Genomic DNA, 15,461 nt, shown 5'->3' on the forward strand with positions numbered 1-15,461 from the left:
ATCATTGCATGCGTTCGTGACACTCCGTAAAATCCCGCGCCTTAGTGTGATCCACCATTTTTATGCGCCTGTGCGAAATAATTATTCTGGATTTGGACCTTTCATAACAGGAAGCCAATGGAAAAGAAACTTGGCCTGAGTGCTTTAACTGCACTCGTTTTAAGCTCAATGCTGGGTGCGGGGGTATTCAGTTTACCGCAGAATATGGCGGCCGTTGCAAGCCCTGCCGCACTGCTGATTGGTTGGGGGATTACCGGCGTTGGCATTTTGCTGCTGGCCTTCGCCATGCTGCTGCTGACCCGTATTCGTCCCGATCTCGATGGCGGTATTTTCACCTACGCGCGGGCCGGTTTTGGGGAACTGATTGGCTTCTGTTCCGCGTGGGGTTACTGGCTGTGTGCGGTGATCGCTAACGTCTCCTATCTGGTTATTGTCTTCTCGGCGCTCAGTTTCTTTACCGATACGCCCGAGCTGCGTCTCTTTGGTGACGGCAACACCTGGCAGTCGATTGTCGGTGCGTCGGTGCTGCTATGGGTCGTACACTGGCTCATTTTGCGCGGCGTCCAGACAGCGGCGAGCATTAACCTGGTGGCGACGCTGGCCAAACTGGTTCCGCTCGGGCTGTTTATCGTGCTGGCGTTTATGGCATTCCGTCTGGATGTGTTTAAACTCGATTTCACCGGCCTCGCGCTGGGCGTCCCCGTCTGGGAACAGGTGAAAAACACCATGCTGATCACCCTGTGGGTATTCATTGGTGTTGAAGGTGCGGTGGTGGTCTCTGCCCGCGCGCGCAATAAGCGCGACGTGGGGCGCGCCACGCTGCTGGCAGTGCTGGCGGCGCTGGGTGTCTATCTGCTGGTGACGCTGCTGTCACTGGGTGTGGTAGCTCGCCCGGAACTGGCGGGAATGCGTAACCCGTCCATGGCCGGATTGATGGTGAAAATGCTCGGTAGCTGGGGCGACGTGGTGATTGCTGCGGGACTGATTATCTCCGTCTGCGGAGCCTACCTCAGCTGGACCATCATGGCGGCGGAAGTACCGTTCCTGGCAGCCACGCACAAAGCGTTCCCGCGTCTGTTTGCCCGTCAGAATAAAAACAGTGCGCCGTCAGCATCGCTCTGGTTGACGAATATCAGTGTTCAGGTCTGTCTGGTGCTGATCTGGCTCACAGGTTCGGACTATAACACCCTGTTGACCATCGCCTCGGAGATGATTCTGGTACCCTATTTCTTAGTGGGTGCGTATCTGTTAAAAATCGCCACCCGACCCGCGCATTATGCGGTGGGGATCGGCGCCTGTATTTACGGCCTGTGGTTGTTGTATGCTTCCGGGCCTATGCACCTGCTGCTGTCGGTGGTGCTGTATGCACCGGGCCTGCTGGTGTTTATCTATGCCCGACGGACTCATCAGCTGGAGAACGCACTCAAACGCCGTGAAATGGCCCTCATCGGGCTGTTACTGGTTGCTGCCGTACCGGCAACCTGGATGTTAATGGGATAGCCCTGCCTTTCCCATTGTTGAACTGAAAAGGAGAATACGATGGGAACTGCGCAGCAACGCCCAATACTGATTACCGGTGGAGGCCGTCGTATCGGCCTCGCCCTCGCCCATCACTTTCTCAACCTTCGCCATCCGGTTATCGTCAGCTATCGCACGGAATACCCCTCGATAGACGGGCTACGGAAAGCGGGTGCGACCTGCATTCAGGCAGATTTCTCCACCGACGAGGGCATTCTTGCCTTTGCGGATACGGTCAAGTCGACTACCCATGGTCTGCGGGCCATTATCCATAACGCCAGCGCATGGCTTGCTGAAAAACCCGGTACGTCGCTCAGCGAGACGCTCGCCTGTATGCTGCAGATCCACGTTAATGCCCCCTACCTGCTTAACCATGCCCTGCAGGATCTGCTGCGCGGCCACGGCCATGCCGCGGGTGACATTATTCATTTCACCGATTATGTGGTGGAGCGCGGGAGCGACAAGCATATCGCCTACGCGGCGAGTAAAGCCGCACTGGATAATATGACGCGCTCCTTTGCCCGCAAGCTGGCACCAGAGGTCAAGGTGAACGCCATCGCCCCGGCGATGATTTTATTCAACGAAGGCGATGATGCCGAGTATCGTCAACAGGCGCTGAATAAATCGCTGATGAAAATCGCCCCTGGTGAGAAAGAGGTGATCGACCTAATCGATTATCTGCTCACCAGCTGTTACGTCACCGGCAGAACCTTTGCCGTGGATGGCGGCCGACCGCTGCGCTAGTGGAAGCGGCTCCAGAAGAAAATCAGCACCCAGGCGCTGAGCCCCCAGCAGACCACCGCCCCGCCCAGCGCCAGGGGAAGCCGCAGAAAGCCCGTGAAATACCACAAGGATAACAGGTAGAGAAAGTAAGGGATGATTGACCACATGCCAAACACAATGGTCGTGCGCAGCGCCTCAATGCCGCGTTCCGAGGCAACAATGTAGTGTGCAATGAGCGCAAACGTCGGGAACAGGGGAATCAGCCCGGCAATGTAGTAGTTTTTGGTTTTCGCCAGTACGCCAATCAGTAACACCACCAGCGCACCCAGCGTGGCTTTAATCACCAGCCCCATGCTTTTTCCTATAACAATCAAGTAACAATAAGAGCCAGAATAACGGAACTGACGTTAATTATGAAAGATTAATGGAAGGTTAAGGTTACGCGGTGTATGTTGGCATTTTTCGCGATAACAGACGTTGTATGAATAAGATTGTTTATGTTGAAGATGAGCCCGAAGTGGGGCAATTGATCGCCGCTTATCTGGGTAAACATGATATGGACGTCATTGTTGAGCCTCGCGGCGATCGCGCCGAAGAGGTCGTGGTGCGTGAAAACCCGGATCTGGTGCTGCTGGATATTATGTTGCCCGGCAAAGACGGGATGACGCTGTGCCGCGATCTGCGCGCTCAGTGGGATGGCCCTATCGTGCTGCTGACCTCACTGGACAGCGATATGAACCATATCCTGTCGCTGGAGATGGGGGCCAATGACTACATTCTTAAAACCACGCCGCCTGCCGTTTTGCTTGCCCGTCTGCGCCTGCATTTGCGTCAGCACGCCAGCAGTGAACGCGACGCGCCGGCGCAGTCCCTGACGCCGCATAAAGCGATGCGGTTTGGCACGTTATCCATCGATCCCATTAACCGTCAGGTCCTGCTTTCCGGTGAGCTTATCGCCCTCTCCACCGCCGATTTTGACCTGCTCTGGGAGCTGGCCACCCATGCCGGACAGATTATGGACCGTGACGCGCTGCTGAAAAACCTGCGCGGCGTAAGTTACGATGGAATGGACCGCAGCGTTGACGTGGCTATTTCGCGACTGCGTAAAAAACTGCAGGACAACGCCACCGAGCCGTACCGCATTAAAACCGTGCGTAACAAGGGTTATCTGTTCGCCCCGCACGCCTGGGAAACCTGATCGTGTTGGCAAAATAGCATAACCTGCGCGAAATGAAGGCATGACATGACGATGCCTTTCCTTTCGCGCATTAATGTCTCCGTTTGCGCAACAATTAACTTGCTAAGCCAGCGAACTAATCCATAATTACTTTTCCTGCATTCCTTCTTGAGCTCGCACCGGGCCCGCCACATAAACGTTTTTATCGCGACGCTTTCGCTACCTCTCTCCCATAAAATCTTGAAATGAGGATTTAAGCCTATGACATATGTATAGCTACCATGACGTAGAAGCCATCAAAACCAATCTTGAATGGATTGTGAATCAGGCAACGCTTAACCAAGCCTCCCCTTCGTGTGCCGACCAAAAAGCCCTCTTTGATCTTCTGGAACTGATTCAGTCTTACGAAATATTGTTGGATTTAATTAACGAATTCGGCAGCGCCGTGATTGATGTGCACATAGCAGAAGGCCTGGCTGTAACAGAAACGTTTATCGCCAAGGTCAAAAGAAGCACACACGCTATGTAACGTACTTCTGCACAGCCATGATATTACGTTTGTCACCTGCGGCAGACGTGAAAACACCGGGCGATTTTTCATGTATATTCTGCATGTATCGTTTTTTCGGTGGGATTTCATGAAAAAGCTTTTTGTGCAGTTTTATCTTTTGCTGTTTGTCTGCTTCCTGGTGATGACCATGCTGGTCGGGCTGGTCTATAAGTTCACTGCCGAACGTGCGGGCAGACAGTCGCTGGATGATCTGATGAAAAGCTCACTTTATCTGATGCGCAGCGAACTGCGTGAAATTCCACCACATGACTGGGCGAGAACCTTAAAAGAGCTGGATTTGAACCTGTCGTTCGATCTGCGCATCGAGCCGCTGAAGGATTTCGATTTAGATCCGCCCGCCATGCAGCGCCTGCGTGACGGGGATATCGTGGCACTGGATGAGAAATACACCTTTATCCAGCGCATTCCACGCAGCCATTATGTGCTGGCCGTGGGGCCGGTCCCCTATCTCTATTATCTGCACCAGATGCGCCTGCTGGATATGGCCCTGATGGCCTTTATCGCCATTTCGCTCGCCTTCCCGGTCTTTATCTGGATGCGCCCGCACTGGCAGGACATGCTGAAACTGGAATCCGCCGCGCAGCGCTTTGGCGAGGGGCATCTTACCGAGCGTATTCACTTTGACAGCGGGTCCAGCTTTGAACGTCTGGGCGTGGCGTTTAACCAGATGGCCGATAATATCAATGCCCTGATTGCCAGTAAAAAACAGCTGATCGACGGGATTGCTCATGAACTGCGTACGCCGCTGGTGCGGCTGCGCTATCGGCTGGAGATGAGCGAAAACCTCACGGCGGCAGAGTCGCAGGCGTTAAACCGCGACATCGGCCAGCTTGAAGCGCTCATTGAGGAGCTGCTGACCTACGCCCGCCTTGACCGTCCGCAAAATGAACTGCACCTCAGTACGCCGGACCTGCCCGCGTGGTTACGAACGCATATTGATGACGTCCAGAGCGTCAATCCGCAACGCACCCTGTTAACGCGCGTCACGCCGGGAGATTACGGCGCGCTGGACATGCGTCTGATGGAGCGAGTGCTGGATAATCTGATGAACAACGCCATGCGCTATAGCGAAAGCACGCTGCGGATTGGCCTGGACTTGCAGGGAAACCAGGCCCGTCTGACGGTGGAAGACGATGGCCCCGGCATCGCCCCGGACGCGCGTGAGACCGTGTTCGAACCGTTTGTGCGTCTCGATCCAAGCCGCGACCGTGCGACGGGAGGGTGTGGTCTGGGGCTGGCGATTGTCCACTCCATCGCGCAGGCGATGAATGGCACGGTGCATTGCGGGGAGAGTGAACTTGGTGGCGCATGCTTCTGCTTTAGCTGGCCGGTATACCATAACATCGCCCTTCCTGTTCCTGCCTGACCTTAACCGCACGTTGGCCTGACCCGGTGTGCTGTGCTATACCATGAGTATGTTGTAACTAATGGGGATTCACATGGCGACATACGATCTTATCGAAAGGCTGAACAGCACCTTTCGGGAGATGGAGCATGAGCAGTTAACGCTGACCGAGCGCCTGCAGGCCTGCCGCCTGTTGGCCGCACGGGTCTTTACCCTTCCGGAGGTGGCGAAAGGCGCAGAGCACGATCCGCTGCAAACCATCGACGTCAAACAGCATATCGGTCAATCCGCGCGGGATCTGGCGCTACAGCACTATCGTCGCCTGTTTATTCAGCAGCAGTCAGAAAACCGCAGCAGCAAGGCGGCCGTTCGCCTGCCGGGGGTGATCTGCCTGCAAACGGATGCCGGAACCCGTGAGGCGCTGGAAACCCAGATTACGCACATCAATACCCTGAAAGCGGCATTTGAAAAGATCATTACCGAAGAGTCAGGCCTGGCACCAGCCGCCCGCTTTGAGTGGGTGCACCGCCAGCTTCCGGGTTTAATCACCCTGAATGCCTACCGTACGCTGACGGTACTGCGTCAGCCCGCCACGCTTCGCTTCGGCTGGGCCAACAAGCACATTATCAAAAACTTTACCCGGGACGAGATCCTGGCCCAGCTGGAAAAAAGCCTGAGAGCGCCGCGCACCGTGGCTCCGTGGTCGCGCGAGCAGTGGATTGAGCGCCTGGAGCAGGAGTATCACAGCATCGCGTCATTGCCCGCTGAAACGCGCCTGAAGATTAAACGCCCGGTAAAGGTGCAGCCTATCGCCCGCGTCTGGTATTCAGGCCAGCAAAAGCAGATCCAGTACGCCTGCCCAACGCCGCTGATTGCGCTCTATGATGCCGATCAGGGCGCCGTGGTACCGGACATTGGCGAACTGCTGAATTACGATGCGGAAAACGTTCAGCATCGCTATAAGCCTCAGGCGCAGCCGCTGCAGCTGATTATTCCCCGGCTGCACCTGTATGTGGCGACGTGACTATTTCAGGCTGCCGACCATCGCTTCAGGGCGAACCCAGGCATCAAACTCGGCTTCCGTGAGGTAGCCGAGCGCCAGCGCAGAGGCTTTCAGCGTCAGCCCCTCTTTATGCGCCTTTTTGGCGATCTCAGCGGCTTTGTCGTAGCCGATGTGGGTATTGAGAGCGGTCACCAGCATCAGCGACTCATTGAGCAACTGGCTGATTCGCTCGCGGTTCGGCTCAATGCCGGAGGCGCAATGCGCGTTGAAACTCTCCATGCCGTCCGCCAGCAGACGCACAGACTGAAGCACATTGTGGATAACCATCGGACGATAGACGTTCAGCTCGAAATTGCCTGACGCACCGCCCATGTTGACGGCCACGTCATTTCCCAGCACCTGACAGCAGAGCATAGTCATGGCTTCACACTGCGTCGGGTTCACTTTGCCCGGCATAATGGAGCTACCCGGTTCGTTTTCCGGGATGCTGATTTCACCAATGCCGCAGCGCGGGCCAGAGGCCAGCCAGCGCACATCGTTGGCGATTTTCATCAGGGATGCCGCCAGCCCTTTCAGCGCACCATGCGTGTGAACCAGCGCATCACAGGTTGCCAGCGCTTCAAACTTATTGGGCGCGGTAACAAACGGTTGTCCGGTGATCGCGGCCAGCTCTTCCGCCACGCGCACCGCGTACTCCGGATGGGTATTTAGCCCCGTCCCCACCGCCGTACCGCCCAGCGCCAGCTCAGAGAGATGCGGCAGGCTGTGCTCAATGTGTTTGAGATTGTGTTCCAGCATCGCCACCCAGCCGGATATCTCCTGCCCAAGGGTCAGCGGCGTGGCATCCTGCAGGTGGGTACGCCCGATTTTGACGATATCACTGAAGGCCTGGGCTTTCTCGTTAAGGGTGGTTTTAAGCACGTTTAGCTGCGGGATCAGCTGTTCACGGATGGCGATCACCGCCGCCACGTGCATTGCCGTCGGGAAGACATCGTTGGAGCTCTGGCTTTTATTCACGTCATCGTTCGGGTGAACCTTACGCTCCATACCGCGCACGCCGCCCAGCAGCTCGCTTGCGCGGTTGGCCAGCACTTCATTCATGTTCATGTTGCTCTGCGTGCCGGACCCGGTCTGCCAGATGGCCAGAGGGAATTCATCGGGGTGCTTGCCCGCCAGCACTTCGTCGGCGGCATTGATGATGGCGTTGGCTTTGTCAGCCGCCAGCAGGCCCAGATCCAGGTTTACTTTGGCGGCGGCACGTTTGGTCAGCGCCAGCGCCTGAATCAGCGAGACGGGCATTTTTTCAGTTGAAATGCGGAAATGCTCAAGTGAGCGCTGGGTTTGCGCCCCCCAGAGTTTGTCGGCCGGAACGTCGATCGCGCCCATCGAGTCTTTCTCACGGCGATGCGTTGTCATTACTTTCTCCTTGATAATTAAAGATGGGATTGCTCACATGCTTAAGAGATAAGTATTGATGACTTCTGAGAAACGTTATGGCGCTTTGTGCGCTCTTTTTGGTGTCGGGTGGCGCAGCCGCCACCCGGCTTTTTAGCTTACTTCACACATGCCGAACATTGAGAGGACTGGATCTGCTTGAAGAAGTCATTGCCTTTGTCATCCACCAGGATAAACGCCGGGAAATCTTCCACTTCAATTTTCCAGATCGCTTCCATACCCAGTTCCGGGTATTCCACGCACTCCAGGCTCTTGATGCTGCCCTGCGCCAGCACCGCCGCCGGGCCACCGATACTGCCCAGGTAGAACCCGCCGTGCTTGTGGCATGCGTCCGTCACCTGCTGGCTACGGTTGCCCTTCGCCAGCATGATCATGCTGCCGCCGTTGGCCTGGAGCTGGTCAACATAGGAGTCCATGCGGCCTGCAGTGGTTGGGCCTAATGAGCCGGAGGCATAACCCTCTGGCGTTTTCGCCGGGCCCGCGTAGTAGATCGGATGATCTTTGATGTACTGCGGCAACCCTTCGCCGTTGTCCAGGCGCTCTTTCAGCTTCGCATGGGCGATGTCCCGGCCGACGATGATCGTGCCGTTCAGGGAGAGACGCGTCGAGACCGGATACTGAGACAGCTGCGCCAGAATCTCTTTCATCGGACGGTTCAGGTCAACGCGAACCGCTTCACCTTCACCGGCTTTACGCAGCGCTTCCGGAATGTATTTACCCGGGTTGTTCTCCAGTTTTTCGATCCATACGCCTTCACGGTTGATCTTCGCTTTGATGTTACGATCCGCCGAACATGAAACGCCCATACCCACCGGACAGGATGCGCCGTGGCGCGGCAGACGGATCACACGCACGTCGTGAGCAAAGTATTTACCGCCGAACTGTGCGCCGAGCCCCAGATTACGCGCTTCTTCCAGCAGCTCCTGCTCAAGCTGAACATCACGGAACGCCTGGCCGTGTTCGTTACCTTCGGTTGGCAGGCCATCGTAGTATTTGGTCGATGCCAGCTTCACGGTTTTCAGGGTGCTTTCCGCCGACGTGCCGCCGATGACAAAGGCGATATGGTATGGCGGGCAGGCTGCGGTCCCCAGGGTACGCATTTTTTCCACCAGATAGTTCTTCAGCTTGCCCGGTGTGAGCAGCGCTTTCGTTTCCTGGTAGAGGTAGGTTTTGTTGGCTGAACCACCGCCTTTGGCGATGCAGAGGAATTTATACTCGTCACCGTCCACGCTGTAGAGGTCAATCTGCGCAGGCAGGTTGGTGCCGGTGTTGACCTCTTTATACATATCCAGCGCCGCGTTTTGCGAGTAGCGCAGGTTGTCTTCGGTGTAAGTGTTATAGACACCGTGCGCCAGCGCGGCTTCATCGCCGCCACCGGTCCAGACACGCTGGCCTTTTTTACCCACGATGATGGCCGTACCGGTGTCCTGGCAGGTCGGCAGAATGCCTTTTGCCGCGATATCGGAGTTACGCAGGAACTGCAGCGCGACATACTTATCGTTTTCGCTGGCCTCCGGGTCGCTCAGGATATCGGCCACCTGCTGCTGATGCGCAGGACGAAGCATAAACGAGGCGTCGTGGAAGGCGTGCTGCGCCAGTAAGGTCAGCGCCTGCGGATCGACTTTGAGGATCTCCTGCCCTTCAAACTCAGAGACAGAGACGTGATCGCGGGTTAACAGGTAATATTCGGTCTGATCCTTACCGAGCGGGAAAGGATCCTGGTAATGAAAGGGTTTGTTCGACATTGTTCTCTCACTTACTGCTTCAGTCTGATTATTTGGGCAGATGTTCCGCTGCCCGCTTAAAAGCGAGTCAGCTTATCCTACACAATTTTTTAACAAAAACTGAGACTAGTACGACTTTTTACATCCGCAGGTTACTTCCATGTGGTTTATTGCTTTAATACCCGGAGTTTATTCCACATTTGAATCAGGGCTTGATAATGCAAAAACTCATCAACTCAGTGCAAAACTACGCCTGGGGAAGTAAAACTGCGTTAACGGAACTCTACGGTATCGCGAACCCGGACAACCTGCCGATGGCAGAACTGTGGATGGGCGCCCACCCGAAGAGCAGCTCAAAAGTTGAAGATGCCAGCGGCCAGGTGCGCGCGCTGCGCGACGTCATTGATGCCGATAAAGCCACGCTGCTGGGCAACAGCGTGGCCAGCCGTTTTGGCGAGCTGCCGTTCCTGTTTAAGGTGCTGTGTGCCGATCAACCTCTCTCCATCCAGGTTCACCCGAACAAGAAAGCCTCTGAAATTGGCTTTGCAAAAGAGAATGCGGCCGGTATCCCGTTAGATGCCGCCGAGCGTAACTATAAAGATCCGAACCACAAGCCGGAGCTGGTCTTTGCGCTGACCCCTTTCCTGGCGATGAACGCGTTCCGCGAGTTCTCCGAGATCATCTCGCTGTTGCAGCCGGTCGCAGGAGCGCATAACGCTATCGCGCATTTCCTGGCAACCCCGAACGCGGAAAGCCTGAGCCAGCTGTTCGCCAGCCTGCTCAACATGCAGGGCGACGAGAAATCCCACGCCCTGGCGGTGCTGAAAGCGGCGCTGAACGACCAGCAGGGCGAACCATGGGACACCATCCGACTGATTTCTGCGTTTTACCCGGACGACAGCGGCCTGTTCTCCCCGCTGCTGCTGAACGTGGTGAAGCTCAACCCTGGCGAAGCCATGTTCCTGTTCGCGGAAACCCCGCACGCCTACCTGCAGGGTGTGGCGCTGGAGGTAATGGCCAACTCCGACAACGTGCTGCGCGCGGGTCTGACGCCGAAATATATCGACATTCCTGAACTGGTGGCTAACGTGAAGTTCGTGGCGAAACCGGCTGCCGAGCTGCTTACTCAGCCCGTCAAAAATGGCGCAGAGCTGGACTTCCCTATTCCGGTTGACGATTTTGCTTTCTCCCTGCACGACCTCAGCCAGACCGAAACGACCATCGCGCAGGAGAGCGCGGCCATCCTGTTCTGCGTTGAGGGCGAGGCTACTCTGCATAAAGGCGAACAGCGTCTGGTGCTTAAGCCCGGTGAGTCAGCATTCGTTGCTGCTAATGAGTCCCCGGTCAGCGTGAGCGGTACCGGTCGCCTGGCGCGCGTATTTAATAAGCTATAGACACTACTGAATTTTTTAACAACTCTTGCTAAGCTAGTGGCAGGCTTTATATCTCCGGGCGGTTTCTACCGCCTGGTTTCATTTTAGGGATAGTCGCAATGAAAAAATCGGTCGTAGCGGTAGGCGTGATTGTAGCGTTAGGCGTAGTCTGGACGGGAGCATCCTGGTTTACCGGGAAGCAGCTGGAGAGCCGTCTGGCTGAGATGGTGGCACAGGCTAACAGCCAAATTAAGCGTGGCGCACCGGAAGCGGGTGTAGAGCTGAGCTATCAGAATTATGAGCGCGGGGTATTCACCAGCCATATGCAGCTTGTGGTGAAGCCCGTTGCCGGAAATGAAAACGGCTGGCTGAAGCCGGGCCAGACGGTGGTGCTGGATGAGGTGGTGAGTCACGGACCGTTCCCGCTGGCGCAGCTGAAGTCCTTTAACCTGATCCCCTCGATGGCGTCCGTTCACACCGTGCTGGTGAATAACGACTTAACTAAGCCGCTGTTCGAGCTGGCAAAAAATGAATCACCTTTCGCAGTGGATACCCGCATCAGCTATGCCGGTGACACCCGCTCGAATATCGCGCTGAAGGCGCTGAACTACGAGAAAGAGAACGAGAAAGTCACCTTCAGCGGTGGCAACTTCACCGTAGATGCTGACCGCGAAGGGAACGTGCTCTCCCTGACAGGGGAAGCGCAAAGCGGTCTGGTCAACGCCGTTAACGAATACGATCAGAAGGTACAAATTACCTTCAACAATTTGAAAGCAGACGGCAACAGCCGCATGACCGACTTCAAAGAGCGTATCGGCGATCAGAAACTCTCGATTGATAAGATTGCCATTGCGATTGAAGGTAAAGAGATGGCCGTGCTGGAAGGCATGGACGTTGATGGTAAATCGGATGTCTCCAAAGACGGTAAGAGTATCAACACTCAGCTGGATTACACCCTGAAGAGCCTGAAAGTGCAGAATCAGGATCTGGGTACCGGCAAGCTTTCGCTGAAGATCGGCAATATTGACGGTCAGGCATGGCATGAATTCAGCCAGAAATACAGCAAAGAGAGCCAGGCGCTGCTGACCGATGCCGCCCTGCAGCAGAACCCGGAAGTGTATCAGCAGCAGGCGATGGCCGTGCTGTTCAACAACCTGCCTATCCTGCTCAAAGGTGAACCGGTGATCACCGTCGCTCCGCTGAGCTGGAAAAACAGTAAAGGCGAAACCAGCTTTAACCTGTCGCTGTTCCTGAAAGATCCGGCAACGGCAACGGGCGAACCGCAAACGCTGGCCCAGGAAGTGGATCGCAGCGTGAAGTCTCTGGACAGCAAGCTGACGATCCCAATGGATATGGCGACCGAGTTTATGACTCAGATTGCGAAGCTTGAAGGGTACGGCGATGACGATGCCGGCAAGCTGGCAAACCAGCAGGTGAAAGGCCTGGCGGCGATGGGCCAGATGTTCCGTATCACGAAGGTGGACGACAATACGATTTCCACCAGCCTGCAGTATGCCAACGGCCAGGTGACGCTCAACGGTGACAAAATGCCACTGGAGGACTTTGTCGGCATGTTTGGTATGCCTGCCCTGGGCATGCCGGAACCGGCTGAACCGGCAGCGCCAGCCGAACCTGCGGCGCCGCAGCAGTAAACGACAAAACCCCTCGCATGAGGGGTTTTTTATTGCCGGGTGGCGGCGATGCCTTATCTGGCCTACGATCCGCAACGTGCTCTGGATTATTTCACCGTTACCAAACGCGCCGCCACAATCTGGTGCCCGGCCTGCACCTCGGCGTTCTCAATGCGCTGCATGATCCTGTCCGCCAGCGTGTAACCCATCTCCCGCGCAGGGGTCGTGGCCCAGACAATGGGCAGATCGTCCAGCGCGTTCTCGCCAACGTCGGCAAATGCCCCTAACGCCACCTGATGGTCGAAGAAAGTTTCAACCCCGCCCTCGCCGCTCTGACGGCCGGCGCGGATCAGACCAAACCAGGCCCCCATCGCAATCACATCGTTATAGCAAATCACGGCGCTTATCGTCGGACTGCTGCGTAGCAGCGCACCGATCGCTTCTGCGGCTTTTTTCTGACTGGATTCACACTCCACCACCCACTCGCTGTGGAACGGTAAACCGTACTTGATCAGCGTCGCGCAATAACCGCCCACCCGTTCGGCGCGGGTCAACGACGAGCTTTTACCGCCGAGCCAGGCAATCCGCTGATGACCGCGACGAATAAGATGTTCGGTCAACATTTGTGCCGCCTGCATGTTGTCTGGTCGCAGGGTATCGGCTTCATCCAGATAACTGGCTCGCGACGCAAAGACCAGCGGCACGCCTTTTGCGGCCGCACGTTCGCACAATTCACTGCTGACGCCCGACGCTCCGGCAACAATCACCCCATCGACGCCCTGGGTGAGCAGCATGTCGAGCCGGGAAAGAAGCTGGTCCGCCTCGCGCCCACCGTGGAGCAGAAACACCATGCGTCCCTGCGCCTCCAGCGCTTCGGTTAACCCGGCGGTCAGTTCGGCGTAAAAGGGGGACGTCAGGTCACGTACAATCAAGCCAATCACCCCGCTTTGCCCGCCGCGCAGGGCCGATGCCTGGCGGTTACGCACAAAACCCAGTTGTTCAACCGCCTCGTTGACACGCTGACCGGTCGCAGGAGAGATGCGTCCTTTCCCGCTAAGGACCAGTGAAACGGTGCTGACGGAAACGCCAGCCGCAAGGGCAACATCGTTGATGGTGATCTTTTTCGCTACAGCCATGTCTTGGCGTGACTCCCTGATAATGAGATCGGTAAAACGTTTTATCAATACGTTATCTTTATACTACCAGTGAAAGCCTGGGAATGTGATTTAGCGCGCACTAAAGTTTGATAAAACGTTTTATCTTCTCGCAGCATTGAAGCAGACAAACTGATTTTAACCATAAAGGAGTCGTTTTATGACGGCGAAAACAGCACAAAAAATATCGCTGTGGGAGTTTTTCCAGCAACTGGGTAAAACCTTTATGCTGCCCGTGGCGCTTCTCTCGTTCTGCGGGATCATGCTCGGGATCGGCAGCTCGCTCAGCAGTAAGGACGTCATCACGCTGATCCCGTTCCTCGGTACCCCTGTGCTGCAGGCGATCTTTATCTGGATGAGTAAGGTCGGCTCCTTTGCCTTCAGTTTCCTGCCCGTGATGTTCTGTATCGCCATCCCGCTGGGTCTGGCACGTGAGAACAAAGGCGTGGCGGCGTTCGCCGGTTTTGTAGGCTACGCGGTGATGAACCTCGCGGTGAACTTCTGGCTGACCGCCAAAGGTATTCTGCCCACGACTGATGCTGCGGTGCTGAAAGCCAATAACATTCAGAGCGTGATTGGCATTCAGTCCATCGACACCGGGATCCTCGGCGCGGTGATCGCGGGGGTCATTATCTGGATGCTGCACGAGCGTTTCCACAATATCCGCCTCCCCGATGCACTGGCATTTTTCGGCGGCACCCGCTTTGTGCCGATTATCACCCTCGTGGTCATGGGGCTGTTTGGTTTGATCATCCCGCTGATCTGGCCGGTCTTTGCGCTCGGTATCAACGGTATTGGCCGTATCATTAACGGCGCGGGCGATTTTGGCCCGATGATCTTCGGTACTGGCGAACGTCTGCTGCTGCCGTTTGGCCTGCAGCATATTCTGGTGGCGCTGATTCGCTTCACCGAAGCTGGCGGTACCATGGAAGTGTGTGGCCATGATGTGAGCGGCGCGCTGACCATCTTCCAGGCGCAGCTGAGCTGCCCGACCACTCATGGCTTCTCTGAGAGTGCGACCCGCTTCCTGTCACAGGGCAAAATGCCAGCCTTCCTCGGCGGTCTGCCCGGCGCGGCGCTGGCGATGTACCACTGCGCCCGCCCGGAAAACCGTCATAAAATCAAAGGACTGCTGATTTCCGGGGTGATCGCCTGCGTGGTCGGCGGTACGACTGAGCCCATCGAATTCCTGTTCCTGTTTGTCGCGCCCGTGCTGTATCTCATCCACGCTGTGCTGACCGGTCTGGGCTTTACCGTGATGGCGGTACTGGGCGTCACCATCGGCAACACTGACGGCAACGTGATTGATTTCGTGGTGTTCGGCATCCTGCACGGTTTGTCCACCAAGTGGTATCTGGTGCCGGTCGTGGCGGCAATCTGGTTCGTGGTGTACTACGGGATCTTCCGCTTCGCCATCACCCGTTTTAACCTGAAAACGCCAGGCCGCGATGCCGAAACCGCCACCAGCGTTGAACAGGCGGTTGCCGGTACCGTGGGCAAGTCGGGCTATAACACCCCCGCAATTCTGGCGGCGCTGGGCGGTGCGGATAATATTACCTCTCTGGATAACTGCATTACCCGTCTGCGCCTGTCGGTGGCGGATATGTCGAAAGTGGATACCAACGCCCTGAAAGCCAACCGGGCAATCGGCGTGGTACAGTTGAATCAACACAATTTGCAGGTGGTTATCGGCCCGCAGGTGCAGTCGGTCAAAGATGAACTGGCCACCCTGATGCGCACAGTCGAAGCCTGATGCCTCCCCCCTCACGCTGAGGGGGTTTTACTTT

General features: G+C 56.2%; 13 protein-coding genes. 9 read left to right on the forward strand and 4 right to left on the reverse strand.

The window, feature by feature from the left end; translation table 11 throughout:
- Positions 1-117 precede the first annotated feature (117 nt).
- Together EKN38_RS10845 and folM are read left to right on the forward strand one after the other, a co-directional pair.
- Positions 118-1,500 (forward strand): amino acid permease, encoded by a 1,383-nt coding sequence (locus EKN38_RS10845; protein ID WP_014831664.1) that lies wholly within the window; start codon positions 118-120, stop codon positions 1,498-1,500.
- 39 nt (positions 1,501-1,539) lie between these two features.
- On the forward strand, positions 1,540-2,262 hold the full coding sequence (folM, locus tag EKN38_RS10850; protein WP_014831662.1) for a dihydromonapterin reductase: 723 nt from the start codon (positions 1,540-1,542) through the stop codon (positions 2,260-2,262).
- On the opposite strand, the gene EKN38_RS10855 is transcribed toward folM, so the two are convergent.
- Positions 2,259-2,594, reverse strand: a complete 336-nt coding sequence (locus EKN38_RS10855; protein ID WP_014831661.1) for a GlpM family protein — start codon at positions 2,592-2,594, stop codon at positions 2,259-2,261. The genes folM and EKN38_RS10855 overlap by 4 nt on opposite strands.
- Positions 2,595-2,722: 128 nt before the next feature.
- Between EKN38_RS10855 and rstA the strand changes: the two genes are divergently transcribed.
- The 4 genes from rstA to tus all read left to right on the forward strand — a co-directional run bounded on the left by rstA (position 2,723) and on the right by tus (position 6,358).
- Positions 2,723-3,439, forward strand: coding sequence for a two-component system response regulator RstA (gene rstA, locus EKN38_RS10860; RefSeq protein WP_046887922.1), 717 nt, complete (start codon positions 2,723-2,725; stop codon positions 3,437-3,439).
- Between the two features lie 247 nt (positions 3,440-3,686).
- Complete coding sequence (locus EKN38_RS10865; RefSeq protein ID WP_014831659.1) at positions 3,687-3,947, forward strand: hypothetical protein; 261 nt, start codon at positions 3,687-3,689, stop codon at positions 3,945-3,947.
- A gap of 109 nt (positions 3,948-4,056) precedes the next feature.
- Positions 4,057-5,355 (forward strand): two-component system sensor histidine kinase RstB, encoded by a 1,299-nt coding sequence (gene rstB, locus EKN38_RS10870; protein WP_014831658.1) that lies wholly within the window; start codon positions 4,057-4,059, stop codon positions 5,353-5,355.
- 73 nt (positions 5,356-5,428) lie between these two features.
- Positions 5,429-6,358: a DNA replication terminus site-binding protein gene (tus, locus tag EKN38_RS10875; protein ID WP_014831657.1), complete on the forward strand. Its 930-nt coding sequence runs from the start codon at positions 5,429-5,431 to the stop codon at positions 6,356-6,358.
- Here tus and fumC read toward each other — a convergent pair whose 3' ends face one another.
- Together fumC and fumA are read right to left on the reverse strand one after the other, a co-directional pair.
- Positions 6,359-7,753, reverse strand: coding sequence for a class II fumarate hydratase (fumC, locus tag EKN38_RS10880; protein ID WP_014831656.1), 1,395 nt, complete (start codon positions 7,751-7,753; stop codon positions 6,359-6,361).
- Between the two features lie 137 nt (positions 7,754-7,890).
- On the reverse strand, positions 7,891-9,537 hold the full coding sequence (fumA, locus tag EKN38_RS10885) for a class I fumarate hydratase FumA (protein ID WP_014831655.1): 1,647 nt from the start codon (positions 9,535-9,537) through the stop codon (positions 7,891-7,893).
- A 197-nt stretch (positions 9,538-9,734) separates the two neighbouring features.
- On the opposite strand from fumA, the gene manA reads away from it, so the two are divergent.
- Together manA and EKN38_RS10895 are read left to right on the forward strand one after the other, a co-directional pair.
- Positions 9,735-10,910, forward strand: a complete 1,176-nt coding sequence (manA, locus tag EKN38_RS10890) for a mannose-6-phosphate isomerase (protein WP_014831654.1) — start codon at positions 9,735-9,737, stop codon at positions 10,908-10,910.
- Between the two features lie 98 nt (positions 10,911-11,008).
- On the forward strand, positions 11,009-12,541 hold the full coding sequence (locus EKN38_RS10895) for a YdgA family protein (RefSeq protein WP_014831653.1): 1,533 nt from the start codon (positions 11,009-11,011) through the stop codon (positions 12,539-12,541).
- A gap of 86 nt (positions 12,542-12,627) precedes the next feature.
- Here the strand turns inward: EKN38_RS10895 and EKN38_RS10900 are convergent, their stop codons facing one another.
- Positions 12,628-13,656, reverse strand: a complete 1,029-nt coding sequence (locus EKN38_RS10900) for a Mal regulon transcriptional regulator MalI (RefSeq protein WP_014831652.1) — start codon at positions 13,654-13,656, stop codon at positions 12,628-12,630.
- Positions 13,657-13,834: 178 nt separating this feature from the next.
- Between EKN38_RS10900 and malX the strand changes: the two genes are divergently transcribed.
- Positions 13,835-15,427 (forward strand): maltose/glucose-specific PTS transporter subunit IIBC, encoded by a 1,593-nt coding sequence (gene malX, locus EKN38_RS10905; protein ID WP_014831651.1) that lies wholly within the window; start codon positions 13,835-13,837, stop codon positions 15,425-15,427.
- The last annotated feature ends 34 nt before the right edge of the window (positions 15,428-15,461 follow it).

This window comes from Enterobacter sp. WCHEn045836 (genome assembly GCF_003965585.1).
Taxonomy (GTDB): Bacteria; Pseudomonadota; Gammaproteobacteria; order Enterobacterales; family Enterobacteriaceae; genus Enterobacter; species Enterobacter dissolvens.

Coding starts and splice junctions, on each gene's coding strand:
- fumC (WP_014831656.1), bottom strand. CDS start 7,753: ATGACAACGCATCGCCGTGAGAAAGACTCGATGGGCGCGATCGACGTT.
- tus (WP_014831657.1), top strand. CDS start 5,429: ATGGCGACATACGATCTTATCGAAAGGCTGAACAGCACCTTTCGGGAG.
- malX (WP_014831651.1), top strand. CDS start 13,835: ATGACGGCGAAAACAGCACAAAAAATATCGCTGTGGGAGTTTTTCCAG.
- rstB (WP_014831658.1), top strand. CDS start 4,057: ATGAAAAAGCTTTTTGTGCAGTTTTATCTTTTGCTGTTTGTCTGCTTC.
- EKN38_RS10855 (WP_014831661.1), bottom strand. CDS start 2,594: ATGGGGCTGGTGATTAAAGCCACGCTGGGTGCGCTGGTGGTGTTACTG.
- EKN38_RS10895 (WP_014831653.1), top strand. CDS start 11,009: ATGAAAAAATCGGTCGTAGCGGTAGGCGTGATTGTAGCGTTAGGCGTA.
- folM (WP_014831662.1), top strand. CDS start 1,540: ATGGGAACTGCGCAGCAACGCCCAATACTGATTACCGGTGGAGGCCGT.
- EKN38_RS10865 (WP_014831659.1), top strand. CDS start 3,687: ATGTATAGCTACCATGACGTAGAAGCCATCAAAACCAATCTTGAATGG.
- EKN38_RS10900 (WP_014831652.1), bottom strand. CDS start 13,656: ATGGCTGTAGCGAAAAAGATCACCATCAACGATGTTGCCCTTGCGGCT.
- rstA (WP_046887922.1), top strand. CDS start 2,723: ATGAATAAGATTGTTTATGTTGAAGATGAGCCCGAAGTGGGGCAATTG.
- manA (WP_014831654.1), top strand. CDS start 9,735: ATGCAAAAACTCATCAACTCAGTGCAAAACTACGCCTGGGGAAGTAAA.
- EKN38_RS10845 (WP_014831664.1), top strand. CDS start 118: ATGGAAAAGAAACTTGGCCTGAGTGCTTTAACTGCACTCGTTTTAAGC.
- fumA (WP_014831655.1), bottom strand. CDS start 9,537: ATGTCGAACAAACCCTTTCATTACCAGGATCCTTTCCCGCTCGGTAAG.